This is a genomic window from Hominimerdicola alba, assembly GCF_900112155.1.
In the GTDB taxonomy this organism is placed as follows: Bacteria; Bacillota; Clostridia; order Oscillospirales; family Ruminococcaceae; genus Hominimerdicola; species Hominimerdicola alba_D.
This window is the reverse complement of sequence record NZ_FOKQ01000021.1, coordinates 40,095-65,560: the sequence shown is the minus strand read 5'-3', so window position 1 is coordinate 65,560 and position 25,466 is coordinate 40,095. Positions and strand designations below refer to the sequence as shown.

At 42.2% G+C, this 25,466-nt stretch carries 30 protein-coding genes; 2 read left to right on the top strand and 28 right to left on the bottom strand.

Annotation, left to right across the window (positions count from 1 at the left end):
- The first annotated feature begins 310 nt into the window (after positions 1-310).
- Both BM265_RS12195 and BM265_RS12190 read left to right on the top strand, forming a co-directional pair.
- The gene (locus BM265_RS12195) at positions 311-685 is read left to right on the top strand and encodes an ATP-binding cassette domain-containing protein (protein ID WP_074962090.1); all 375 of its coding nucleotides are present in this window, start codon (positions 311-313) and stop codon (positions 683-685) included.
- A gap of 149 nt (positions 686-834) precedes the next feature.
- Positions 835-1,383 carry a hypothetical protein gene (locus BM265_RS12190; RefSeq protein ID WP_074962089.1) on the top strand — a complete coding sequence of 183 codons (549 nt, stop codon included), beginning with the start codon at positions 835-837 and terminating at the stop codon, positions 1,381-1,383.
- A gap of 231 nt (positions 1,384-1,614) precedes the next feature.
- Here the strand turns inward: BM265_RS12190 and BM265_RS19770 are convergent, their stop codons facing one another.
- The 28 genes from BM265_RS19770 to BM265_RS12065 all read right to left on the bottom strand — a co-directional run bounded on the left by BM265_RS19770 (position 1,615) and on the right by BM265_RS12065 (position 25,453).
- The gene (locus BM265_RS19770) at positions 1,615-1,767 is read right to left on the bottom strand and encodes a hypothetical protein (RefSeq protein WP_207646982.1); all 153 of its coding nucleotides are present in this window, start codon (positions 1,765-1,767) and stop codon (positions 1,615-1,617) included.
- A 36-nt stretch (positions 1,768-1,803) separates the two neighbouring features.
- The gene (locus BM265_RS21075; protein WP_177219590.1) at positions 1,804-2,019 is read right to left on the bottom strand and encodes a phage integrase SAM-like domain-containing protein; all 216 of its coding nucleotides are present in this window, start codon (positions 2,017-2,019) and stop codon (positions 1,804-1,806) included.
- 63 nt (positions 2,020-2,082) lie between these two features.
- The gene (gene tnpB / locus BM265_RS12185; RefSeq protein WP_074962088.1) at positions 2,083-2,304 is read right to left on the bottom strand and encodes an IS66 family insertion sequence element accessory protein TnpB; all 222 of its coding nucleotides are present in this window, start codon (positions 2,302-2,304) and stop codon (positions 2,083-2,085) included.
- Complete coding sequence (tnpA, locus tag BM265_RS12180; protein ID WP_074962087.1) at positions 2,298-2,618, bottom strand: IS66 family insertion sequence element accessory protein TnpA; 321 nt, start codon at positions 2,616-2,618, stop codon at positions 2,298-2,300. The genes tnpB and tnpA overlap by 7 nt, the downstream gene beginning before the upstream one ends.
- Before the next feature lie 519 nt (positions 2,619-3,137).
- Positions 3,138-5,099, bottom strand: a complete 1,962-nt coding sequence (gene mobP3, locus BM265_RS12175; RefSeq protein ID WP_074962086.1) for a MobP3 family relaxase — start codon at positions 5,097-5,099, stop codon at positions 3,138-3,140.
- A 51-nt stretch (positions 5,100-5,150) separates the two neighbouring features.
- Positions 5,151-5,723, bottom strand: coding sequence for a carbonic anhydrase (locus BM265_RS12170; RefSeq protein ID WP_074962085.1), 573 nt, complete (start codon positions 5,721-5,723; stop codon positions 5,151-5,153).
- Positions 5,724-5,827: 104 nt separating this feature from the next.
- Positions 5,828-6,298 carry a hypothetical protein gene (locus tag BM265_RS12165; RefSeq protein WP_081358453.1) on the bottom strand — a complete coding sequence of 157 codons (471 nt, stop codon included), beginning with the start codon at positions 6,296-6,298 and terminating at the stop codon, positions 5,828-5,830.
- A 285-nt stretch (positions 6,299-6,583) separates the two neighbouring features.
- A complete protein-coding gene (locus BM265_RS12160) occupies positions 6,584-6,811 on the bottom strand; it encodes a DUF6103 family protein (protein WP_074962084.1) in 228 nt (75 codons plus the stop codon).
- 11 nt (positions 6,812-6,822) lie between these two features.
- Positions 6,823-7,644, bottom strand: coding sequence for a fibronectin type III domain-containing protein (locus BM265_RS20715; RefSeq protein WP_242940842.1), 822 nt, complete (start codon positions 7,642-7,644; stop codon positions 6,823-6,825).
- Positions 7,645-8,649 carry a hypothetical protein gene (locus BM265_RS12150; protein ID WP_074962083.1) on the bottom strand — a complete coding sequence of 335 codons (1,005 nt, stop codon included), beginning with the start codon at positions 8,647-8,649 and terminating at the stop codon, positions 7,645-7,647.
- Positions 8,649-8,843: a hypothetical protein gene (locus BM265_RS12145; protein WP_074962082.1), complete on the bottom strand. Its 195-nt coding sequence runs from the start codon at positions 8,841-8,843 to the stop codon at positions 8,649-8,651. Before BM265_RS12145 ends, BM265_RS12150 begins: the two co-directional genes overlap by 1 nt.
- A gap of 15 nt (positions 8,844-8,858) precedes the next feature.
- The gene (locus BM265_RS12140; RefSeq protein WP_074962081.1) at positions 8,859-9,212 is read right to left on the bottom strand and encodes a hypothetical protein; all 354 of its coding nucleotides are present in this window, start codon (positions 9,210-9,212) and stop codon (positions 8,859-8,861) included.
- A 158-nt stretch (positions 9,213-9,370) separates the two neighbouring features.
- The gene (locus tag BM265_RS12135; RefSeq protein WP_074962080.1) at positions 9,371-10,609 is read right to left on the bottom strand and encodes a HipA domain-containing protein; all 1,239 of its coding nucleotides are present in this window, start codon (positions 10,607-10,609) and stop codon (positions 9,371-9,373) included.
- A gap of 68 nt (positions 10,610-10,677) precedes the next feature.
- The gene (locus tag BM265_RS12130; RefSeq protein ID WP_074962079.1) at positions 10,678-12,516 is read right to left on the bottom strand and encodes a VirB4 family type IV secretion system protein; all 1,839 of its coding nucleotides are present in this window, start codon (positions 12,514-12,516) and stop codon (positions 10,678-10,680) included.
- Positions 12,506-13,087 carry a hypothetical protein gene (locus tag BM265_RS12125; protein WP_074962078.1) on the bottom strand — a complete coding sequence of 194 codons (582 nt, stop codon included), beginning with the start codon at positions 13,085-13,087 and terminating at the stop codon, positions 12,506-12,508. Before BM265_RS12125 ends, BM265_RS12130 begins: the two co-directional genes overlap by 11 nt.
- Positions 13,088-13,258, bottom strand: a complete 171-nt coding sequence (locus BM265_RS20710) for a hypothetical protein (RefSeq protein WP_242940841.1) — start codon at positions 13,256-13,258, stop codon at positions 13,088-13,090. It lies immediately after the preceding gene.
- 160 nt (positions 13,259-13,418) lie between these two features.
- Positions 13,419-14,345: a conjugal transfer protein TrbL family protein gene (locus BM265_RS12115; protein WP_081358452.1), complete on the bottom strand. Its 927-nt coding sequence runs from the start codon at positions 14,343-14,345 to the stop codon at positions 13,419-13,421.
- Complete coding sequence (locus tag BM265_RS12110) at positions 14,338-14,607, bottom strand: helix-turn-helix domain-containing protein (protein ID WP_013498086.1); 270 nt, start codon at positions 14,605-14,607, stop codon at positions 14,338-14,340. The genes BM265_RS12115 and BM265_RS12110 overlap by 8 nt, the downstream gene beginning before the upstream one ends.
- A gap of 15 nt (positions 14,608-14,622) precedes the next feature.
- Positions 14,623-16,371 (bottom strand): type IV secretory system conjugative DNA transfer family protein, encoded by a 1,749-nt coding sequence (locus tag BM265_RS12105; protein ID WP_242940844.1) that lies wholly within the window; start codon positions 16,369-16,371, stop codon positions 14,623-14,625.
- A 129-nt stretch (positions 16,372-16,500) separates the two neighbouring features.
- Positions 16,501-16,710 carry a hypothetical protein gene (locus BM265_RS20705; RefSeq protein ID WP_242940840.1) on the bottom strand — a complete coding sequence of 70 codons (210 nt, stop codon included), beginning with the start codon at positions 16,708-16,710 and terminating at the stop codon, positions 16,501-16,503.
- Positions 16,711-16,966: 256 nt separating this feature from the next.
- Complete coding sequence (locus tag BM265_RS12095) at positions 16,967-17,902, bottom strand: DUF3991 and toprim domain-containing protein (protein ID WP_074962075.1); 936 nt, start codon at positions 17,900-17,902, stop codon at positions 16,967-16,969.
- A gap of 9 nt (positions 17,903-17,911) precedes the next feature.
- Entirely contained in the window at positions 17,912-18,196 is a 285-nt protein-coding gene (gene nrdD / locus BM265_RS12090; RefSeq protein WP_074962074.1) for an anaerobic ribonucleoside-triphosphate reductase, read from the bottom strand.
- A gap of 8 nt (positions 18,197-18,204) precedes the next feature.
- A complete protein-coding gene (locus tag BM265_RS12085; RefSeq protein ID WP_074962073.1) occupies positions 18,205-18,936 on the bottom strand; it encodes a hypothetical protein in 732 nt (243 codons plus the stop codon).
- Between the two features lie 75 nt (positions 18,937-19,011).
- Positions 19,012-19,332 carry a DUF3852 domain-containing protein gene (locus BM265_RS12080; protein WP_074962072.1) on the bottom strand — a complete coding sequence of 107 codons (321 nt, stop codon included), beginning with the start codon at positions 19,330-19,332 and terminating at the stop codon, positions 19,012-19,014.
- Between the two features lie 15 nt (positions 19,333-19,347).
- Positions 19,348-19,470: a DUF945 domain-containing protein gene (locus tag BM265_RS20700; protein WP_143098720.1), complete on the bottom strand. Its 123-nt coding sequence runs from the start codon at positions 19,468-19,470 to the stop codon at positions 19,348-19,350.
- Positions 19,467-24,062 carry a SpaA isopeptide-forming pilin-related protein gene (locus BM265_RS12075; protein WP_074962071.1) on the bottom strand — a complete coding sequence of 1,532 codons (4,596 nt, stop codon included), beginning with the start codon at positions 24,060-24,062 and terminating at the stop codon, positions 19,467-19,469. The genes BM265_RS20700 and BM265_RS12075 overlap by 4 nt, the downstream gene beginning before the upstream one ends.
- Before the next feature lie 12 nt (positions 24,063-24,074).
- Positions 24,075-24,983, bottom strand: a complete 909-nt coding sequence (locus BM265_RS12070; RefSeq protein ID WP_074962070.1) for a transglutaminase-like domain-containing protein — start codon at positions 24,981-24,983, stop codon at positions 24,075-24,077.
- A 104-nt stretch (positions 24,984-25,087) separates the two neighbouring features.
- Positions 25,088-25,453 carry a SpoVG family protein gene (locus BM265_RS12065; RefSeq protein ID WP_081358451.1) on the bottom strand — a complete coding sequence of 122 codons (366 nt, stop codon included), beginning with the start codon at positions 25,451-25,453 and terminating at the stop codon, positions 25,088-25,090.
- Positions 25,454-25,466: the final 13 nt, after the last annotated feature.

Here is a 25,466-nt window from a genome sequence, read left to right as displayed (position 1 = left end):
TCTGGCTTTGATTTCTCCATTTCTCTTTGCGTCCATGTATATTTCTTTGAAATCAGCTTTGCTGTTCGGACCGAATATGATCGGCATAACAGATATAATATCACACGTCACTTTCCTGTGATGCGATAAGCTTTCCGACAAACAGGAAACGTGCATTATCGTAATCGAATGAACGATAACGTTAAATCCGGCATTCAATGCTTTGGATCATCCATAACGTGGTTCATTTCTTGAACATAACGTTATGAAATACTGAGATTTCGCGAGTATTTACGAGATTTTTACAAGATATTTTGAGGAGGTCTGTGCTGTGAAATTACTTGAGATAAAGAACCTCCGCAAAAGCTTCGATGACCTTGAGGTGCTGAAAGATATCAGCATGGACGTTAACGAGGGACAGGTGGTGTCGATACTGGGTCCTTCAGGTTCGGGAAAATCCACGCTGTTAAGATCGGCGCTTGACCCCGAGCTTACGGCGGAGATACTGAAAGTTCTGAAAAAACTGGCAGAGGAGAAGATGACTATGGTGATAGTCACCCACGAGATAGCCTTTGCAAGGAGCATTTCAGACCATGTGGTGTTCATGGATGGCGGTGTTATCGTTGAGCAGTGCAAGCCTGCGGATGTTATCGACAAACCCTCAAACGTGAGGACAAAGGCTTTCCTTAAAAAGCTTGAACAGTGATATTTGCGGACTGTCGCGAAAAGGTGCAGCAGTCCGTTTTTTGTACACTCTTGCCAACTCGGCTGTGTGAAATTTGTGGTGTATCCCTCTTGACGTTTTTGCAATAAACGGCTATAATTATACCAGATAATATCAGGGGGGTGTATGCTGTGAATGCTAAAATACTTATACCACTGGTACTCGGTATCTTTGCGGCGTTGTCTATCTGTGGCTGTTCATCGGTGAAGTCCTATGATAGTTCATATAATAATGAAAAGTCTTCCGTTTCTGCCGATAGTGATACATCTTCTGTTGAACCGATGACTGATGCAGATAACAGCTCGTCCGAAAGTGATGAGAATTCAGTTGTATCCGAAAACAGCTCATCTGAAATTGAAGAGATCTCTGTTGTTTATGATGAAAGTTCTTCTGCTGAATTTATAACAGATGCCGAAGCGATCAAGAGTCTGATAGATGACTGCATTGAAGAAAATGGTTTTAAGCTAGGTGTTGGTGTGGGAATAGATGATTCAAAGAATTGGTTACTTGATGAACCTGACCATGAAATTGTAATTGTCGGGCTTTCTGTGGATTATAACAGGCGTTCTGAGATCGAAAACTGGGATGAGTATCTGGGCGAGATAAGCGATAAAGTTCTCGAATGTATTTCGGACAATAATATTGATGAAAATTATGTGATAGTTTACCTGTATGAATGAGTATATCCCCGACACTATATCGAAAACATTTTCGCACCCGCAATAACCCGTGGGTGCGTTTTCATATATTTTTGATAAGTTCAAATGTTAATGAATCTGCAGTGATGTGAGTAAGCGTATCCCTCCCGCATCATAAAAGCAAACAGCCGGGCAGATAACACCCGGCTGTAACATCATATTCTGGCTTTGATTTCTCCATTTCTCTTTGCGTCCATGTATATTTCTTTGAAATCAGCTTTGCTGTTCGTCCGCGCGTATCATCGTGTCAAACAGAGCGGAAAGCATCATCGTGTCCCTGCATCCCGTCCTTGTATTGGGCGGAGCATCTAAAAAAGCTTTGAGCGTTGAACGTTCCTCGATTATGGGTCGCATCTTCTTTTCCACGCGCAAAAATGGAACATCGGTAATGCTCAAATATACCTACTGGAGAGAAACATCGCGTGATGAAGCGTACCGAACATATGACTTTATTGCCGCAAGCCTGTTGTTGACTGTGCTTCTGGTATGTTTCTTGTAGTCGAGCAACCAGTTCCGGTAGTCAAGGAGGAAGTCAAAAGTGCAATTCTCAAAAGGAATCGTTTCATGGATATCCCTTTTTCGTCCGAGACATACCTCCTGAGATAATGATACACCCAAATATTGTTATCCGCACATATTTTTTTCGAAATTTATCTTAAACAGCAGGAACACGCCTTATCTCTAATAAATATTCGGATAACAAAAACCTGCGGATAAGCCTTCCCACAGCAGACCTTTGATGCGGTCACAGCGTCTTCCGCAGAACAAAAACAACGCTTTCGAGAACGGGTCAAGTCGAAGCTGAGCCTGAACGATAGTCGCAAGACCGTCTATCCCGCGTCGAAGGTCGGTGTATCCCGTAACAAGATAGACCTGCGCGTCCGCTGCCAGATCATTCAGCATAGCTCATGCACCAAAGCGGTCAGAGTATCCGCAGATATATCTGCCGGAAGAGATATTTGAAGTCCGTTTTTCTCGATGCGGATATTTTCGTTTGAGCAAGGGATTGATACAGGAACGATGGCCGGAGGCTTCTCCATATACTGCTCCCGAACTTTTCTTAAGCGGTTGTAATACGTGTTGGGCTTGATCCCGTTTTCTTTGCACCATTCCCGGATCGTCAGACCGCTTGCCTGTTGCGCTTCGATCTGTGCAGTCCATTCTTGCAAACGTACTTCCTGCTTTATTGTTGTGATGCTTGTCGTATTTGACTGCATATATTTTACCAACTCCTATCTGTCTAATATACTCTAATTAACTCCATGGACCAATTTGGATTGTCCAATCTACTTCATGGTGTTCCTTGGAGTTTATTATACTTCATTAGACTTCGGTGGGGTAGGTGCGGAGGGTTATACGCTTACTCTCAGATACGACTTTAATATCAGTTCATTGTCTGAGAAGTAGCGTAGCGAATGTATGACGCAATGCGTGAACAATGTCTTTCTTTCCATTAATACCGCAGTTTTTGAGTATTCTTGACATTGTGCGGTGGATATTACTTGGAGCCAAAATCTGATTATTTTTCCATGGTGGATGTCATTCATTATCAAAAGTATAAGCATCTTTAGCAGCAATCACCATCACTTGTTCATAAGAGTAATAAACTACCACTGCCACTTCATAAAACGACTTATTGTTTTGGGTTAGAAATACAAAACTGAATACTTCTTTATATTTTAAAAAAATTATTACAATTCACAAAAAGAGGAGCGACCCACATTTTGGATCGTTCCTCATTGATCATAATGGATACCTACTCCATCCGACTTTATACCGAGTTCTTCTTTCTTCTTTTGTATGATTCTGCGAAGTTTATTGTCTGCTTTCGATTGGAGTTTCCGATGATTCCTGTCATAGTCTTCTTCTAAAATACGGCTTAAACTTGCAAACAAATTCACGACAGTATTCATCAGAAGTGCTTGATCATAATCATCGATATGAGTCAGAAGATTCTCAGCGTACTTATTACCATCTTCAGCCGACTGTTTAAGCAATTCGGCAGCTCTTGCACCATCTGGTTCTGTGTCATCATTTCCGTATAAATACACCTTGCCAAGAAGATACGAGCACCAGTTGTTCTCGTTTGATGTTTCTTCAAGGAGCTGCACTGCCCTCTGTGTATCATGATATTCATTCTTATCAAGCAGTATTTTTGCATAAGTATATGCAGCATAAGGTTTTATTGCGGATTTCTTACACGCCATGTTAAGCACATCGACCGCTTTAGCTAAATCATATCTTTCTTCAGTCAGGTATAGCTTGGCAAGCGTATACATTGCAAATTCGTTTTCATCATCTGATGCTTGCCGAAGATATCTTTCTGCAATATCATAATCTCTGAATACCATCTCACCTGAGAAATAAATCTTTCCTAACTTGTAAGCGGATAATGAATCACCATTATCCGCAAGTTCAGTCAGGATTTCGATTCCTTTGTCAATATCCTGCTCTATTTGTTCACCCGTAATGTATTCCTCAGCCATGCACCGCATGGCTTTTTTGTTTTCATCTTCTGCAATACAATAATCGACCTTTGTCGGTTCCGAAATGTTAGGCTCGTGTTCATCTATTATCTGCTCATCCATTTTCAAAACTGAACGAATGATCATGTTTTTCACAGACCTGAATTCCTTGTTTTCTGTCAGAGACGGAAATGACTTTGACTTAAGCGTATAAGTCTTGTTTTTAAGATTCTCCAGTTCACACCATTTTTCATAGAGTTTAGCAATATGTTCGTTCTGAGCCAGCATAGAAAATATCTCATCAACGGTATGCTTTATCTCTTTTGGAAGATAACCGTAGACTTTTTTGCCTTTTGCTGTTTTCAATTGTTCATGAAGTTTTTTGACTGCCAAGATAAGATCATCGTTGAAATCACCTCTGCCGATTTTCGAAAGAATTTCATGTAACTGATTATCCGATAGTGTTTTCAATTCATCTCGAGTCAAAGTCTGCTGCTGATAGATGCTTTTCAACTCATCCTGAAAAATATCATTTGCAAATACGGAACGGATTTTTTCAATACCCTGTTTGGTAAGATAACCCTTCTTTGGATTCTTGGAATAAACGATCATATGGATATGCGGATGATGAGTCGTATCATGAAATGCGGCATACCATTTTAAATCTGCAAGAGGAATGTTTTGTGCTTGCGCAATATCTGCAATATGTCTTTTGACAAGTTCTCGCCACATATCCGAATTTGTATAACCAAGACGAACTGCATCTTCTCTGCGAAGTGATACAACATGAGTCCATACATTGCCCGGATGGTTTGCAACTTCATTGGCAACTGCATTCAGGTCAATAGAGTCATCTTTATCATTGAATAAACCATGTTCACCACGCTTTTCCGCACCGGGACGCTTTGCAACATAATCTACAAAGTTTCTGCGGTTGCCGATCACATCAGCGTACCGTTCTACGATAGTGTTTATCAGTTCGGAAGCATTCTCAGCTGTTGGCTTTGAAGAATAATCTTCGTATTCAAGAAACTGTTTTGCTTTCGGAAACTCGGTCAGAAGTTCATTTATAAGCTGTTTCTGATTTTGAGTTGCCTGATTTATGTTCTGCGGTCGTTTTTCTACTGATTCTCTTGTAGCAATATACTTTGTGTAATTGGAACGCCTGGATCTGGTTTTATTTGTACCGCTTTTGATGTATCGGCTGGTCACGATTATTTGAGATGTTGGCATTGTTCCTCCTTATAATAAAAAAGAGCCGATAAAATTCGGCTCTGTCAATAATCATATATTAAATTCCACTTTTCCGTCATCCAGCCTGTACAGTGCTCCGATGACTTTCAGTCCATGTTCTTCTTCACGATGTATCTCAAAGCTGCTTTCGATAACATCAACACTGTGTTTTACATTCAGACAGCAAGCTTTATAGTCATCCTGCTCATCACCTATTGCTATTTTGATCTCATCAGTTATAAACTTTATATATCCGTCCGGATCGTGATTAATCGCCGCATCAACTGCGCCGCAATGATCGTGACCTAGAACTACGATCAGACGTATTCCTAGATGCTCTGCGGCATATTCAATAGAACCTAGCTGATGATCATCCATGACATTGCCGGCAACACGTATAACGAATAAATCACCGATGCCTGCGCTGAAAATGCTTTCAGGAAGCACCCTTGAATCAGAACAGGTGACAATGACAGCGTATGGCTGCTGACCATTCTTGCAGGTCTCTCTGCGTTTTTCAGGGGAGATATCGCCAAGACTTGTTTTTGCTGCAAGATATTTTTTATTGCCTCCCTTAAGCATCTCCAGTGCCCGGTCAGCACTGACTTTGTATTCAAGTGTCATGGTATCACGTCCTTTCAAAAGATTATATAAATTATATCATAATCTTTTTTCCTAGTCAAATATTTTATGTATCAGCCGCACTCTTCAGAAGAATGCGGCTGTATCTATTCTTCATTCCGCTGATATCTCAGCGCATTTTCAAAATTGATTATGCCATTTGTCCGTCTGACTTCATCACTGACCATACTGCGCAGCTTGAACAGTGTACTGTTATCAATATCATTTATCGCTGCAAGTACATGAGTCTGCACACCGACTTCAACAGCCAATTTGAAAAGCGCTCTCGACAATCTTTGTTCCGAACCTTTTATTATTCCGTCAGTTATCGTACCGATTTGTGGCGCAAGGTATTCGATGAGTTCGGGCTTGTTCTGCAGCAGATAACCACAGTAGAAGCGAACTGCTTTTTCAACGAATTCCGATCTGTTTGAGCAGCTGTCGCTTTTGTATAAGCAGTCAACTGTTTTTAATGTCTCCGAAAAAAAATATACTCCGAAGCGAGTTTTATTCGCAATGGTACCATCGAAATCTCTCGCACTATCGTTGTCTCGGTTCTTATTCTTTGAATCAGGCACCGTCTAATCTCGCCACCTTTCAAAATGGATCCTTTTCTAAAATGCCCAAAGCCCTCGCAAACTTGCGGTCGGCTTTGCCGTCCGCTGTGATTTTTGCGGCAAATGGAGCCGCAATTTAACCTGCACAACACGAACTACCCTAGATTTCCGCTACCTAAGCTGACCTCACATTTTCCAAACTCTGCGACAAATGCCCACAGACGGCTCGCAACTTCTAGGGGTATCATTTCCCGACCCAGACATATTAAACCCCGCACAGGGCATTCTCGCGCAACACACGGCGAGTTACGGCTCAGACTTATCCGCTGCTTGGGCTGATCTCCTTGTCCTAGGTTTCTGCTGTGCTGACATTTTCTCAATGTACTCCCTGACATTCTGCGGAACTATCTTGCCGTAAAGCTGTTCTGCGTATCTGTCAAGTTCTGCAGTCAGCGTTGTGTTCTTCTGCTCAAGGTACATCTCAATAGCAGACAGCTTTTCCTCACTTATCTGAACACTTATCGATTTCTTCATTTGAACCTCCGTTAATACTCAACTTTCTCACCGTAGTTTATCTTCTGTATGCTGCGGATGTTATCAAAGATAAGTCCATCCCAATAGTATGAACCATAGTTCCCGGTGAACTGAACACAACTTGGAAGACAACCGTCTGCGTGTATAAATTCTATCACGCACTTACCTCCGTCACCGAATGGGTGATATGCAAGGTCACCTTTACTGTCGCATATCTTTGTGGTGAACTGAACACCGTTGTTTAAGGTGACGAGAAATCTGTCGCCGCAGTAACCGTATTCAGTTCCCATGGCACAGCAGTAATCACCATACTCATCACGCATTATCCCTGTGCCTGTTATCGGGTCAGGGATACAGCCTTGTATGGCACTCCACGATGGATCCAGTGTCAGTCCGCCTGCATGTTCATATGCAAAACAGTTTGTCCAGCCGTCCTCATGTTCAAAATTCCAGATAACTTCAACCGATTCTGTTGAACAGAGTTTTTTGGAAGCCGTGTTATCTATTGGTTCACCTCTTTCATCAAGTTCTTTGATCGTGATCTCATATTCAGAACCTTCACGCAAGCCTGTTATATATGACTTACTGTTACCCTCGAACCGGATACATATATTCTCAACATATCCTGTGTCCTCATCTGTCGGTGCTACCGTCAGTTCATAGTCTTTTCCATCCTCAGCATCCCAATCAGCTTTTATACAGCTTACAGATACTGCCGATGCATTCAGGTCTTTGACCTTCTGCTGTTTTGGCATTCCTGATGATGTATTACTTGCTATCGCTGCCGCCATTGCGACTTTCATCATTTTGTCTACAAAAAAATGTGCTAACATCTATACCTCACTTTCTTCATTCTCAATCTCACTGCTGCCCTTACTGCTTTCTGCAGATGCACTCAATTCGTCTATGGTATCCTGTACGATCTGCGGATAGCGGATTCCCTCATAGGTACACCAGCTTGACCATACACCGTCTGATATATTCTGTCTGGTAACATAGCCTATGCCTTCATCACAATAGATCACCTCTCCATTTCCAATATAGATCCCATGCTTTGTTCCATCGAAAAGACCAATTCCGGGGACGTCAGGCATTGTAGATATATCACCTTGTTCGGTATAGGTAAGCGTTCCATATGAATTTCCATAGTTTTTGCTGTCTGCATCGTAGTTGAGATATCCGATCATTAGCCCTGCGTTATCACTGTATCTCAATCTGTCATCGACGCTTTTCTCACCTATAAAACCTGCCTTGTATCCCCAGCCTGATTCATAAGCATTATAAGCCCAAGCTGCTAAGTCTTCTGAATTTTTAGTTGCGGTATCTCTGAACATATACGGATTAATTGTATTGTTCATCACAAAAGTATATGTGTGCAGATAGTCTTCAAAGTTTATCTCAAGTCCGTAATGGCTGTTGATGCTATTTATAAGATCACTGTCATCTGCTGCTTCAAAAAGACATGCGTATGCGTCAGCATCAAAGTTCTGTACACCATCAAAGAATGATACGTATATTAGTTCTGCTTTTATTGTTTGTTCAGGTACACCATGTTCAGCCATCGCAGATTCTATAGCTTCACCCGACCGCATCATGTTGTTCAGCTTTTCAGCTTGTTCACTGTCAAGCGAAGCCATAAATTCTTCATCGGTAAAAAGCGAATGGTCAATAGCAGTTGCTTGAAAATCTATAGTACCAAGATTAGAAAAGATTATAACAGGCAAACACAGCAGATAGAAAAAACCGAATGCTATACTGAGAACAAGAATGATGATCTTTTTTCTAAGCTTTTCATCAGATAAAACCGATACAAGTATCTTAATTGCCTTTGCACTCATCACTGTACCTCTATCTTACGAACTTCATATTCTGTGCTGTTATCCGAACATTTCATTTCTTCACTATGCTTGAACACATAGGCAGCATACTCCGAACAAAACAAAACGGGTGCGCCGTCCTGACGCACCCAATCTGCATATATTCCTGTCACATTTTCGGTGTAACGTGTTCTCCATATTCCGTATTTGATCAAATTATCAATCCTCCTTCACAGCATTGTCATTCCGTTTGTTGCCTCAGCCTCGAAATCACAGTCAAGTTCACGTTTGTCGAGCAGATCATACAAATGGTCGCTGAACCATTCACGCTCGGCAATGTTTTGTGGCTCGTAGCGATAAAGAATAGTTTCAATGACCGCTGCCAAAGGCTCTTTGAATCTAAGCAGATATTTCGCTTCATCATCCGATATGCATGAAACTATATTCTCCTTGATAAACTTGGCTGCCGCAATTCGTTCGGCATTATATATGAGTTCATCTGCGGTCATATCCCACCATTTTTTTCTCATGGTCTCATACTCTCTATTTATTTTACCTACAAGCATGTCAACGCTATTCTTCATATCATGTTTCTCCTTATCAAATCTATGAGTGTAACGGTACTCAAATCCATTCTCTATATATTCTTATTTGAGAACTGAAAGTATAGTAATACTAAAATTCAGCGTCTATTGCGAACAGAAAAAAAAGAGCTGCATCAAAGCAGCTCCCTAGCAAATTCTTATTCTATTGTCAGCCCATAGCTCTTCGCTTCATCTTCATCAACATCACCATCAAAAGATATATCCTGCGAATTTTTATGTGTCATAACTATCTCCAAAAGCCTGTCTATACGCTTTCTTATCTGCGTTACTATCATATTCGCTCTCTCATGATCAATAAATTTCCTGATTTTATCATCACTAAATATCTCGGATATCTCATCATCTATACCGTCCAGTTTTGAAAGATCAAGCCATGAAATATCGGATATCAGTTTTAGCTGTTCACCATGAGTTTTCTTAAATGGCTTGCAGGTGATATCTGCCGAGGGTATCTGCGATGTCAATTTATCATACCAAAGTGAAGTGCCGTTATCGAACATCGGCGCCGCACCTTTTAATTCAAGAGTATCAGCGTCACGAAGCAGACCAAAGTTTCCGAAATGTCTGTCTTCGTTGGCTATGATGTAGTCAAATACTATCATCCGGTCCAGCATCGGTACAATGTCAAATCCGAGCTCACTGCATACATTTACAAAGTGCAGATATCCGTTCTCATCATTTGATTTCGGGCGTATCTGCATCAGCCTTGCAGCGCTGACAAGCTCGGTATCCTTGGAAACAAAATTCTCACAGACACTGTAAGGCTTATCATCTATCCATGTCAGAGTGTAGGGTATGTGGTCGATGCAAAGTCTGTCAAGGATAATTGATGCTATGACCTCATTTATAGGCTGCTGTCTGAATGGAGCAGAGCCCGATTTCAGAAGACACCTCTTGCCGTCGATTATCTTCCAGCGTTTCTGCAGATTACCGTCTGAGGTATTATCGGGCGAGGAGTAGTTGAATCCTATACTTTTTCCTGCCGTTCCGAACAGAACATCGCCTATATCATCTGAAAACTCATTATCAAAAAAGTTTACGCTTTCCCAGGTCATGTCGCTGTCCGCCGGTCTTACCCAATAATGATCGGATAAGCTTAGTCCAAGGCATTTTGTGAGCAGGAGCTCTGTATTATATATGCCGAGAGTTTCAAGCGCATCATTTATACCCATTCTGCTTGCAGGTATAGAACGCCCCGTCCACCATTTGTTGAGAGCAGCTTTATCTATAATCTCCTTGTGACGCAATGGGTGTACAACGCCTAACGGCAGATGTTCCTTAGCATAAATATCTCCGATACCGATAATAACGCCTGTATCCTCATCTATCTCAATATCCGCGACACGGATATTCTTATGCATAAGCGTATAGTTCATGTTTCTCGCCTCGCTTTCTTAGATGATTATAGCATATTTCTATGCTGAAATCAAGCATTTATATAAACTTAACGTCCGCCAGCCGAGCCAAACAACGCTGCTTTATAAGCAGGTGCTATGACCTGAAGCAAGTACCTCTCATTTCCGCATCGATAGAAACAAGTACCTCTTTCGGGAAACTTGAACAGCTCGTACTCAGAATTTTCAAGCTGCAAGGTGTCTATAAATGATGCCGCTGAAATATTACCCGGATTGAACAGAAAATGGTGAGTAGGGATAGAAAATAGAGGTTTTGTAAATTCCTTGATCTCAGGCAGAAGAAAGTCTTCGATGTTCTGCGAAGCCAGAATGAAAGCTGACTCTTTCTTTCGCACACGCTTCATACCGTTGCGTATATACTCTATCGCAGTGAGATTAGACAAGAACAGATACAGCTCATCTACTGCAGCGACCGTGTTTCCCATACCTAAAAGCTGATCATTCATGTAGCTTAGGATGTTGAACAGCATGGTGTCCTTCAGCCGCTTGTTAGTATCCATAAGACCCTTTACACCAAAGCAGACAAACTCACCGTTCTTGACATTGGTGTGACCGTTGAAGTATTTGGATTCAGCCCCTTTGCACATCGAATGAAGCCCAAGGCAAATGTTCTGGAGTATTTCTTCAGTATAGAGATGTTTCTTTTCATGATCGAATGCCATGAACTCCTTTTCTGCAAGGTCATAGAGATCTTCCATTATAGGATAATCTTTACCGGATAGAGTGTTAAACTTTGTAGTATCATCTATACCGTATCTGGCATACAGTTTTAACAGCATGATCTCGATCGTATCTATCTCTGCATCGGTAAAATCTTTGTATGCTCTGAAAAAGTCTTTTAGATAGCTTATGTGCTGGCTCAGCCTGGACACCTTTCTGAATGTTTCGGGAACAGCTTCATCGCCTGTACGGTCGCCGTCAGTCCATGCTTTAGGTTCAAGCGGATTTATCATATACTCACCGCTCATCATGTCGATATAGGTGCCGCCGAGATTGCAGCACAGATCCTCATACTCATGTTCCGGATCGAGACATAAAATACATTTGCCGGACTCACGGATATTGCACAGCAAAAGCTTCATCAGATATGATTTGCCCTGCCCGCTGTTACCGAGAATAAGGGCATTGGAATTAGTCTTGTCCTCTGTCCTGCGGTCGAAGTCCACAAGTACGTTGCTGCCGTACTTGTCCCTGCCTAGGTAAAAGCCGTGTTCATCAGTCTTGCCCGAATAATTCAGCGGATAGAGGTTTGCGACAGAACTTGCAGGCAGGACTCTTTCATACTGAGTGCCGAAGCAGTTGGATCCCGAAGGCATAACAGAAAGAAATCCTTCCTTCTGGCGGAGTATGAGACGGTCAACAGATATCTTCGACCTGGTCAGTTCCATCTGTATATCTGCCTGAAGCTCTTTCAGCTTATCAAGGCTTCCCGCCCTAAGTTCGATAAAAACAGCGCAATGCAGCAGAGGTTCTTTGTTGCGGCGCAGTTCGGAGATCAGATCAACAACATCGTTTATATTGTTCTGAGCTTTTATTGACTCGTTCACATCATTGACCGTTGTCATCATATGGTTCTTTCTCATCGCCTGCTGAACTATCTTGCGCTGTTCCATACTGTCCACAAGCCGGTCATATATACGAAGCGTTACACCGTTTCTATCAGCAAGATGAGCAAGTATTGCTCCTTCTTCAGTCGTGGGCGGATACTCGGTTATTGCCCAGCATGACTTGTAGAAATTGCCGCAGATATAATATTCAGGGTAAAACTTGATCACTCCGGGAACAGTTCTGTCAAAGAAATCCTTGGTTTCAATTACCGCTTTTTGTTCTTCGGTCAGATCTTTTTTCTTTTTCAACTTAAAAATCATCTATTGCCTCCAATTCAAACTCATTTTCGCCCTCTGTATCCGGTATCTCATCGCCTGTTATCGATGTTCCGAAGTAAAGAGCAAGCATTCTCTTTGTTTCTGCCTTTGTCATTCGTCTGGCTGAAAATCCATGCTCTAAAAGTGTTTTGTCAACTCTGTTGAGAATATTGAACACCTGTTCGGTTTTTTCACGGCGGAATCTTACTGCAAACATGAACTGCCTTGCCGAAGACATTTCAAGCTGTATCTCGTCAAGAAAATCGTAATCAGCTTTAAGCAGTCTGCGGACTGCTTCATTGTGTTCGCTCTGCAGACGTTTCTTTATATATAACTTATTATCGTCAAAACGTTCGGCACTGTCTGAGGCGATCAGTTCAAGGTCAGGTATGACCGAAAGAACAAGCATCAGACTGCGGATCTTAGTATCTATATTTGTCGCAGAAAGCACAGAGATATTAGTCGGTTCAACTGCAAACATAACTATCTCAGCTTTATCAGTTTTTACTCCGTATCGAGTAAAACGTTCAAGCCCAATAAGGGCCTGAACACCGTTTTTTCTCTTTTTTGACAATCAGTTCTCACTCCTTTTCTGCCAGCGGAACTCCTGCTGTGAAACACAGAAAAACCGAAAGGCATTCATGATATAATCCATGACCGATGTTTCGTCAGCCCGAAGGCTTAGAAAAGCATAGCACAGAGTTGCGGCTGCAGGCAGGATATTCCAGAAGTTTGCAAATACCATGACCGATACTATTACTCCGCCGCTTATGATGATAAAATCCCGAACATTCCAGAACCATAGCTTTACGTTGGCTCTGAGGTTTTCGGGATAGATATACGTTTTTATACTACCACTCCTTACTGAAAACAGCCAACATTTCTGCCGGCTGATATAAATTATTTTATCTTGTGCCTCTCATAAGCCCAAGGACTTTACCGCCCATATTGACGCTCTGACTTACGTTTGTAACATTGACTTTTACGCTTGTATCCATTCCATACATCTGAGCTATCCTCGGTACTTCATTTGCAGATAAGCACAGTCCGACAGCAATAAGAGCATGTTCTGTATAGGTCAACAGACCAATATATAAAATCGTGGTCTGTAAAAATGCAGTAAGACAGGTAGCAATGACCTGCCTGCACCAATTATAGAATCCATCGGTATATCCTCTGGGCACTCCGAACATATACAGACTTCCCACTGCAATCTGACAAAGCAGGATACCACCACGCTTGATATTTGCCAAAACTACCTTAACCGTGCAGTAACCGAACAGTATTATGAACAGCAGATTCAGAAGAGAAACCTCCATAGCTATTTCTATTACTACTGCTTGTGCTGTTTCACTAATGGTAGAGATAGTGTCACTGACAAAACTTCCCATAAGGTCCAGAGCAAAAGAACCCTGTAAGCTTGTGCATGTGGCATATAATTTCGGCGGTACCACTGTGACAAGTGACGCTGCCATAAAACCTTTAAAGATGTTTATAGCCGTATTCCTAATGTTGGCAGAGCCGTTCTCATAGGATACAGCACAATCAAATACTGCTACTATAAATCCGCAGATAAAGAGCATCCAGCCCATTGCATTAAATAATGCGATAAAGGTTTTTACCCATGAAAGAGTAAATATGTCGTTAGTTGTGCTGTTTATAAACTTGAAAAGACCGGCTATAGCTCCGTATATCGTTTCAAACAGCCACTTGAACATCATATCCCATACAGTCACCGTTATAGCATCAGCTGCCGCTCCTACCGTGCTGTCCCAAAGTGAAGATATCCCTTCACCGATCCAATCTATCACATCACCTATCCAATCAAACATCAGGCTTCACCTCCAGCACATACAGATTTGAGGATCTGCCGCCGCTTGTCCTGTGCCTGCCTTTTCTCTTTATAAATCCTTCTTTTTCAAGGTCGTTAAGAGCCCGAAACACAGTCCTGCGGCTAATATTCAGATCTTTGGCTATGGTTCGTGATGATGGGAAACATTCGCCTTTTTTATTAGACCTGTCACACAGATAACAAAATACAGTTATAGCTCGGTGCGGAAGGTCTGTATCATAAATCCTTCTTGCTACTATCAAATTATGGATCCCCCCTTATTCAGTCCTTACATTTGCTTTAGTCTTTGATGCGAAATCAGTATCCATTGGTATAAATCCATTTTCTGCAGGTTCTGACCGAATCGGTGTTTTCTGCGGATATTTTTGCTCTACTGCAGATATAAGTCTGTCCCTTTCGGCATAGTCCACACGTCTGGCTCCTCTGTCATCGAGCAGGAACGGCTCTCCAAACCTGATGCCCCACTTGAAATATAGTTTAAGTTTGCTTATCATCGGGTGTGTACCCGTTTTCATTACGATGAACTGTCCCTTGGGCATACTTTTCAGCTCATCGACCGTCATAAGCGGTCTGCCCATCATTTGTATTGACTGCGATTGCTCTTTGCCAAGAGATACAGATCCGCTTTGAACAGTCTGTTCACCCAGAGCCTTGGACAGCACTTCCGCAGACTGAGAGTTTGGTGCAAATCCGCCGAACACTGTCAGCTGGGTGTTGTCGGTTATGATCTCCATACCCTCTTTTCCATATTTCTGTTCAAGCTGTGCAAATGACTGTATGATCGCTACGATAGAGATCTTTCTTGATCGTCCTGCAGAGAACATTGCTTCTGCGCCTTCTATTTTCGGAAATGTTCCGAATTCATCACAGTAAAACATGACTCGGTCCGTAAGTGTACCACCGTTTTCATCGGCAATGGTGAGTATCTCACGATAAAGCTGCTGTATAAGCAATGACACCATGAAATACTTGCTTTGATCTTCCTCCGGAAGTATGATGAATATTGCCGATCTTTCACGGCAGAAGACCTCTGCATCTATAGCTGTTCCGAAACAGAGTATCTGCTCCATTTCCGAATCGAGAAAGCTGTTGAGCCTCGATAAAGCCGTACTCATAACAGACATCATGGACTGATCTGCACTGTTCAGCGCTGCTCCCGCAAGCCACTTGGCTTTGTGTTCTGAGGGCAGTTTTTCCATAAGTGTTGTGAAATACATCTTAGGCTTGTCCTTTGCTGTTTTGGCAGGCGGTTTGGCGATAAGATCCTGTATAAGCTTGAACACGGATACTATATGCCGTTCATTCTTTTCTCCGAATTCAGCAAGCAGAAGTATTACCGAACCCAGCAGTCCTTCGGCGGCATCGTAGAAGAAAGCATTCTGTCCGTAGTTTGCACTGTCACCGCCGCCAATGTTGATTATAGTCTTGGCTGTTATCTTAGCATATTTTTCTGCTTTTGCCTTTGCTGACAAGTTGGTGCGGTCGTTCAAGTAGATGTCCATATATTTGTTTACAAGGTGCAGGATATTGTTTTCATCACTTCTGGTCGGATTTCTCAGGTCGATAACAGACACATTGTAACCGTAACAGTCACGGGCTATCCTGCCGTAGCTTCGGGCAACATCGCCTTTTGTATCGGTCGATAAAAAACTCATACCTGATGCGCAGGCAAACTCAATATTCGGATAGAGAAAATACGCAGTTTTACCTACACCTGCCGCGCCTATCATCAGGGTGTGAACATCTCCTGTATCTACAAGTGCAGTCGTATGCTTTCCACCCCTGCAAGCAACGACCGTTCCCTGTACAGATGGCAGGTTCTTGCCTTGCCTCCAGTCTTCGGGAGAGAATTGCGAAGAAGAAAAAGTCCGTCTGATCTCAGGCTTGGTCGCCCATCTGGCTGTTCCATGCTGTCCGTCACCTACTGTTTTACTTTTTATCCTGTTGATGTTCTTGTTATCAAGAGCATTAACTACAACATAAAATATGATAAAAGCAGCCGTCATCAACCCTATCGTTATCATCTGATGTTCATTCAATCTATCACTCCTATAACATTCTTCTTTTCGCTATTATATAAATAATTATATTTATAGCTTCTTCTTATGAAATGATGACGCAGGACATATGACTCGTCATCCAAAGCCTGCCTGCGGCGATAATTCTATATCTTCTTCCTCGGCTTCAGTCTGTTCCTCTGCAGGTTTATCACAGGCTTCTTCAACTGCAGTACGCACTGCACAGTCAGCAAGTTCATAAAGCATTTTGGCCGTAGCTATGGACTGTTCTTCTGTCCTTGCAGTTTTACGCAGATCACGCATGACTTCATTATATTTGCTTGTCATATCTCGTTTTTTTGAAACATACTTGCCTTTATCTTTGTAAGCGCGATATGATTTTATAAGCCTTTTCTGCAAGTTCTGAAACCCCTGCGGTTCATCCTTGACACGCATAAAAAAAGCCGAGCCTGCAAGTGCATACTCGGCAAGGTATTTGGTTTGACCGTTTTTAAAAGCTGTTCTCAATTGTTCCGAGAGCTTATCCGGACGGCAGCGGAGGTATTTAAGCTGTTTGACATATCCATAGTATAGAGCTTTTCGCCTATGATTTTTCACCAGGCAGGGCTTGCTGTCCGTTTTTGGCTTTCAGGTCTTCATTCCAGTCTTTATAGTCAGGAAAAAGCCTTGTGATGTTCAAGAAACCGCTTTCATTCAAAATATCCCTAATGCGCTCTGCACCATCGATACCTCCCTCATCATTATCGGTACACAGTACGATATGCTCAATGTTTTCGTGCGATCCCAGAGCATGAAGCACAGCGCTTTCATACACACCATTCATAGCGATATAGCTGTGTTTCTGCCAGTCTTCCGGGTGAAGCGTGATATATGACAGCATATCTATAGGGGCTTCAAAAACGTATAGTCTGCCTGATGTACCATAGTGAGCAAAGCTGTATTTTGTGTCAGATCCCTCTACGGTCATCTTGAACGGATCACCGTAAGTGGAAGTTCCTCGTTTTGAAGCTTGTCTTGGCACACCGGCTTCATCGATCCCTACGAATACGGCATTGTGATGTTTATCATCTTCATAGAGAGTTCCTGCTTTTGCAAAGTGAGTGATAACATCGGCTCGTATAAACCTCTGTTTTATAAGATAGGCGTAAACTCGGTGCATAGTGTTGTTTTTCGGCGGTAGAATAAATGCTTTTTTTTCTTTCTTCGGAACGTATTCATTTTTGTTGTGTACTATGGGCGATACAGTCACACCGAGCAATTCCTGAACAGCCTGTACAAAATCCATACCATAAAACTCCTGCATGAACTTTATTGCACCGCCTCCGATCTGCCGTTTGTGATCATACCACTTTGAACCGTTTATCATGATGCTGTCATGTTTACCGGAACCGTCTGTATATATAAGCTTTGATGACCTGCCTGCACTTTCAAGATGTTCACCTCTCATAGCAAGAAATCTTTCAAGATCGACTGTATTAGCAAGCACTTTTTGCTCGTCTGTAAATGGGATATATGGCATAGCAACACCTCACATTTCTTGAACAAACTGCTCGGTATCATGTGACACCCTATCTGCTACTTCAGCTCTTTTTGCGTCATTAAAGCGATCGAGAGAGCCAACAAGATATCCTGTTATTCTTCGGATACGCTCAAACGGAACAGCTTCTGTATAGCAGGTCAGATCCACATACTCACCATCCGATTCAATAACAAGTATTGCAATTTTATCTTCAGGATGTTTATTACTCACGTATTTCTTGTACTCCTCTATTTCTTCTTCGGGCAGAGGTATCCCTATAACTTTTACTTTCATACGTCCTCCTAGAATGGAATCTTCTCTCTGAATGATGTCATCAGTCTTGTAAACGCTTGTCTGTCCATCATATCTGTTGACACAAACTGTCCAGATACTACCGTCAGCTTGTTATTGGCAAGTGTAGCATAGGTTTCTGCGTATCCGAATTGTGTTGCCATTCCGTCAGATCTCTGCATTAAGCCGTACTGCTGGTATTTTCCTTTGGAAACCACAGTGTTTGTCATACGAAAGTTTGTATTGAAGTCATTATCGCTAACTCCTTTCATTGAACTCCGGGTAAGACCGTAGTAATAATCTCCGACTGAATCTATCATATTTCCAAGGTCACAGTCGAGATCACTAGTGGTCATATCTATGCAAGTAACATCAATGATACCGCTGCCGCTTTCACTGCTCAGTGATATCCTATCCATTCCATTGCCGATCTGCTCAATGTGCTCAAAACTGCAGTTTTTCAGTACTTGATCTGCAATATCCGATTTATCGATAAATGTTATAGGTGAATTGAAAAACTCGGTCATAAATACGTTGTTTTCAAGTTCTTTCTTTTCCTTTTCGGATATTTCCGGTTTTGTACTAACTGCAGGTTCACTGATCTCTGCTGGAGCAGTCGTGGTTTCTGCTGTCGTTGTAGTGGTTGAAGTCATTTCTGCTCTCTGCGGCGGTGCAAGAGTTCCGCAGGCAGACAGAGACAATACCAAAGCAGCGGCTATGACTGCTGACAAATGTTTCTTCACTTTCATTTCCTCCTTTGAAAATAATAAAGGAGCACCGATTTTCGATGCTCCAAAATATGATTCGATGTTATGCTTTTATATTATTGTCCAGATATACAGCGGAGCAGTCAATGAGAACAGAAGTCCTCCGAAGATTATTGCTATAGGAGTCCATTCAAGCTGTCCATGCTTACGGTAATCCAGATATGCTGCACCGATCTTAACAAACAGCAAAACTGCCAGTATGACGTCGATAGCAGGAAAAACAACATTATCTACCACCGCCTGTATCTGTATTTTTGCTGTTGTCCATGTCGATGTTACTGCATCGGATACACTTGCGCTTGCGGGTACTGCAAACAAATACGCTGCAGTCAGCACAGTGCAAATAAATGCAAGTATCTTTCTTCTTTTCATATGATCATCCTTTCATCAGACCACTAACGCGCTCCAGTCAATATTCCTGTATGCACCCGAACTTATGAGCCACCATGTTCCGCCCATAATTAAAGCGACCGCTATTACGACCGCTAAGACTATAATCACTTTTTTCATTCATCGTCCTCCTTCTTTTTCTTTGTGATCACCATGATAAGAACACATACAGCCATTGCAGCAAGCGACTTGTTGATCAGAGAATTTCCATATACACTTCCCGTATGAGGATTAGGGCTTGACGGGATCTTTGGACTTGACTTCTTTTTATCATACATGACTACTTCCGTCACAGAACCAACTTCATTAACTGTGAACTGAACATCATTAGCCACTTCATAGCCATCAGGCGCAGTTATCTCACGAAGAGTATAGGTCTTGCCTGCGACAAGTTTACCCTCAATATAATGAGTTTCATTGGTGGATATCCATTCATCGACAATATTTCCTTCATCATCGATTATAACGAGTGCCGCACCTTGCAGTTCTTCATCTGTGGTTATGTCACGCTTTGAGATGCGTACCTTTGTGGTATCGTCTTTCATTGTGACCTTATCCATCTTTCCATCCTCGGATACTGTGAAAGTAATGTCTTCAGCGGTCACGTAACCCTCTGGACTTATTTCTTCATGAAGGATATACTCTTCTCCTGCGATCAGCATGCCCTCAATGACATGAGATATATTTGAAGATATCCATTCATCAATGATGTTCCCGTCCTTGTCAATGACCTGAAGTTTAGCTCCTTCGAGTTCTCTTTCACCTGTGGTATCTGTCTTTGTGAACTCAACCTTTGTTGAGTTATCTGTCATGATAATGGTATGGATACCGTTTTCATCACTAGCCAAAGCAGAAATATCCTCAACACTGACCCTGTTATACTCGTCTATGGTGAAGGCTATGTCCGTGGCTATAACATAGCCGACAGGAGCTGCTGATTCATGAAGAACGTAGCAACCTGCAGGAATACCGCTGACGATATGCTCGGTACCGTCGGATATCCATTCATCTAAAACCTTTCCTTCGATGTCAAGGATCTGCATTTCAGCACCGGAAAGTTCATTTCCGTAATTATCCTTCTTGGATACATGAAGCTCAGTTTCTTTGTTTACAGCAGTGATGAATACTTCATCGCCGTCCTCGTCAATGAGAACACCATATCTTTCATTGCTCAAAACATATCCTTCGGGAGGTGCGATCTCCGTAAGGATATATGATCCGTATGGAATCCCTGTGATGCTGAAATAACCGTTTTCATCTGAACGCGCTGCTGCTATTGCATTATCTCTGTCAAATATCACGCTGTCTGTGCTGAAAAGACCAAACAATGCATCTGCAAGAGGTTCGTTATGCTCATTGATCTTTATACCCTGTACAGAACCTCTCTTGAGGTAATTTACAAATTCACCTGCGTCTATATCAACTGTATAGTTGTCCTGACCTGCGTATTCAAAGGTCACAATATGCTTTTCACCGCTTAATACATACTTTTCATCAGTTGAGATCTCCTGTACATAGTATCTGCCAAAGGGCAGCTTAGCATTGAAATGTGCTGTCATATCCTCACCTACAGATGCAACAGATATTAGGCCGTCCTTGGGGATAGCCGCACCGTTTCTTGATACGATCTCTTCGTCTGCAAACAGACCGAACTCAACTTGTAAAGCATCTGAATTTCCGCCGACATTATATACACTGTCATGTTCTATGAATTTGGAAAGATGGATGTTTACTCCCTGATGATCATTAATAATGGAGATATCGGCAGTGTCGGATACATCAACATCCTGACCTGCATAGGTCAGCTCTGCTGTTCTGATCTCATTATTTTTTACATATCCGTAAGGAGCCTTTGTTTCGATTATATTGTATTTTCCAAGATAGAGCAGTTCAGACACGGCAAATCCGTTCTCATCAGTAGTGAGTCTGCCTACAAGATCTCCTGCCTTAGCATGAACTGTACCGTCAGCAGTTATTATATCCTCGGCTGCCCTTATCTCAAACTCAGCACCCTCAAGGTAACCTGCATCGAAACATGGATTATAGGTTGTATATCCTTCCTCGTGTACGGTTCCATCCTCTTCTACAGATATTGCAGTGCCAAGTGATGTTACTCCGCTGAATATATCGCCCTGCTTGTGAACGCTGATCCTGCCTTTCTGAGGTGTATCGGATTTATCTACTATAACAACAGTGACCGCATTATCTTTGGAGCTGTTGGCTCGGCTAACGCTGAATTCAACAGGAGTGCTGTCAAGAACATAACCCTCTGGCGCCTGGACCTCTACCAGCTTATAGCTGCCGTATCCAAGCATTTCGGGAGTGATGAGGCTGCCTTCATCATTTGTGTAATATACGGAAGTGCCGCCAAGCACTACCTTCTCATCTGAGCCGTTGTATATCTCAAAGCCTGCCCCTGCAAGAGCGATGTTACTGCCTGATTCTGAATCACGCTTTACGATCTTTACATAGCTTTCAAATGGTTTGTTGTTTAGGGTATATTCGTAGGTCTGGTTATTCTTTCTTATATTTACTTCGATGTCAGCGACTATTTCCGCATCGTTGACAGTTCTTGTCTGATGAAGGATATACACTCCGTAGGGCAGTGTTTTGCTCTTAGCCTGACCGCTTAAGTCTGTAACAAGATGGTCACGCTCGGTATCGCTGGCATTATCATAACTGCCTGCACTCTTGAGGTAAACATCGAATTCAGCGCCTGCTTCAAGGTTCTCTATTACATTATCGTCCTTGTCGCTGTGCTTGAGAAGTGAAAAGTCACCTTTGATAGGGGACTCGAATACTTTCATTTCGACTGTATTATGCTCTGAAGTGTAGTTCTTTTCCTCTGCACCGACCTCGTATTCGGTATTATCCAGAGTGTAGCCTTTTGAAGACTTGATTTCCTTGATCGTATACGCTCCGCATGGATATTCCTTTGTTTTGAAATGACCATTGTTATCTGTAATATACTGATCTACCAGCTCATTATTCTTATAGATACCGTAAACAGCACCCTGAAGAGTAGCATCACCCTGAGGCTGTTCATTCTCTCTGTCGATCTTCGTGACCTCTGCAGTGAACTTTTTCAGCTTGTTCTCAAACACCTTTGTTGTAGTTTCATCAGCATTGAGCATAACGGTCTGATCAGCAGGTACAACATACCTGCCAGGAACATCTTTCTCACTTATAGTATAGGTGATCTTATTGTTGTTCTTATCATAAACAGGGATATCTGTCAGTTCCGCGATACCGTTTGAAGCAGTCTTTATGGTATAGGTCTGACCATTACCCTTTATTACGAACGTCCTGCCGCCGTTCTGAGAATCCTCGGACTGCTTGTTTATGCGTATATTACCTTTCTTTGTTTCATTTACAAACTTAGTTACCACTGTAAAATCGGCATCGCCGTTTGTAAGTGTAACGTTCTGAGCCTTTGGTATCTCATATCTTGTGTCTACGTTTATCTCGGAAACATTATATGATATGGGCTTGCCGTTAGCCAAATCATATATCTTGAGATTAGCAAACTTAGCGATACCGCTGTCATCTGTCCTAGCTGTTTTGCTCTTGATCTTGCCGTTTTCGTTCCATGTTACCTTGAATTCACGATCGCTGATGATGCCATCCTCAGCTGTCTTGTTTATTATGATATTGCCATATTTGTAATCCTCAGTAACTACATTTTTACCGGGTTTAACAGTATATACGGTATTATCCAGTGCATAACCGGTAGGGGCTTTCAATTCCCTGGCATAGTATGTTCCGTTTGGAAGTTTTACTGCACCGTTTCCCTTTGCACCAATCGTCAGTTCTGCAATTTTATTCTTACAGGACTTATCCGAATAGATTCCATAAACTGCAGAACTTCCGTCTACTGATGATCTGCCTACAAGAGTGCCATCTGTAGCATACTTGTCTATTTCAAAGCTAACATCACGCGGAGTTATCCTGAAACCGAACATATTCAGTGCGGAAGCAGATTTGCCGTCAGTCTTGTTGTTTATAACAACACCTTCACTTCCGCTTGCCTCGATCCTCCAGTGTCTGCCGCCATCGCCATTTCCATCACCGACGGTATTTTTGTTTATGAGAGACTCCCTTACACCGATGTTCTTAAGATAATTTACGACTTCATTTCTGTTATCGAACTCTCCCATATATATCCACGAATGATCTTCGCCGTAATTATTTTTGGCGATGACCACAGAACCCGGAGTTATCGTTGAGCCGTCTGCACATTCCCAATAAGGACGTTTGCTTGTTGCAATGTTTTCCTTTTCGACATCTATCTTTGATGTGACTCCACCGTATGTTACAGTACAGTTATCATTAAGCGTGAGCCAGTGCATAGTATCTACAGGAACAGGATTGTTCCACGAGAATCCCGAAGTGGAATAACCTAAATGTGTGAGTGTATAATAGATAAGACCTGAGCAGTCTATACCCTGTTGTCTTATCCACTCTTCTGAAAGAGGTGAATACGATCCTTTATAATATACACCCGAATAGCCTTTAAATCCGTAGCCATAGCGTGTTCCAAGAAGAGTAGCCGCCTGAGCAACCACCGTGTCAACTGACGGGAAAGCAGGTTCTTTTATGCTTTCAGCTTTTGCTGTGAAAGAATCGGAGAGCGAACTCCCGAGCATAGAAAAAGCGCAGAGTCCAGACAAGAACCCTGCGCCGATACGCTTTAATATTTTATTTTTGATCATAGTTTTTCCTTTCTAATCGTGATCGTCTTCGCTTAGTGTTATCCCAAGCGATTCTTCATATTCATCCAGAATACTTGTGTATCCGAGGTCTCCGCATAAAAATCCCGAAGCCTGAGTATCCAGCACATACCAAGTGCCATCTATTTTTACTGCATTTGCACAGTGATTGTACCAGTCACTGATCAGTGCGTATCCGCATTCCAGTCCTATACCCTGACAAAGCGCATAGGTGACACTGGACATATATATGCAGTTCCTTTCACCGTCAAAACGGTTCTGCATATGATCATATACAGCCTGTGCTTTACTGTAGTCAGAACCATTGTTTGGGAGTCCTTGGCCGATGCTTACATAATAGCTTTTGTTATTGGGATCTCCGAAGATATTGAGCCATCTTTCGATTGCAGAACGTTCATCTATAGCAGGTTCTTCGGGGATAACTTCTGTGATCTGCTCTGTGACCGGCTTCGTTTCAATAGTTGTTGTTAATGTTGCAGTTGTTGTTTTAGGCGCAGGAGTGGTTTGAACAGTTGTAGTAGTTACAGCTCTATTCTCCGTGTCCTTTGATCCTGAATCATCATTCTGAGGGTTACCATTTGATGAAGACTGATTTGAAGTACGAGATTGCGATGTCACCGTCTTATCCGTTTGCTTATTTGAAGTACCATTGTTCTTTACACTAGATGCAGATGTCTTTTTTGCAGATGATCTTTCGGATACTGTTGTGCTTACTTCTTTTGTAGTCGTATCAGTAGTTTCAGTAAGAACAGTTTCTATTTCAGAATCGGAAGATGCTGTAACAGGTGAAGTCGTTGTCACTTGGCTTACTGCCTTGGTTTCAATTTCTTTTTCTTCTGTTCCTGTGTTGCCGCACCCTGTCAGCAGGACAGCGAATATAGTTATGAGTATTGCTTTTTTCATGCTATCAGCTCCTCTCTTCTAGCACTACGATACTACATACGCCTCCTTTTGTCAAGGCTTTTTTTGAAAGTTCTACCTTTTCTACTGATTTTACAGCTTGCTTTTTACAAAGGCATCATTGGACCGGAAGCATCCATGCTTTGTTCTGCTGTTTCTTCACCTGGAGAATCCTGCACTACAATGTCTGATCCCTGAGACTGTGCAAGTTCAGCGTTGTACGCCATTATTACAGCTGTGTTAAGTGCTTCTCTTGCTTCTTTTGTTATAGGATGAAAAATGTCTTTATACTTCTTTTCTCCGTTCTGATTGGAATAGGAGGTCGAGGGCATTGATATGAACAGGCCCTTTTCACCCTCACATACCTTTATGCCGTGAACTGCGAAATAACCGTCAAAACTTGCTGATGCAAAAGCTTTAACGCTTGAATCAGGCTTGTCTATGATCCTGTTTATATTGGTATTTATCTTCATACTATCATTCCTT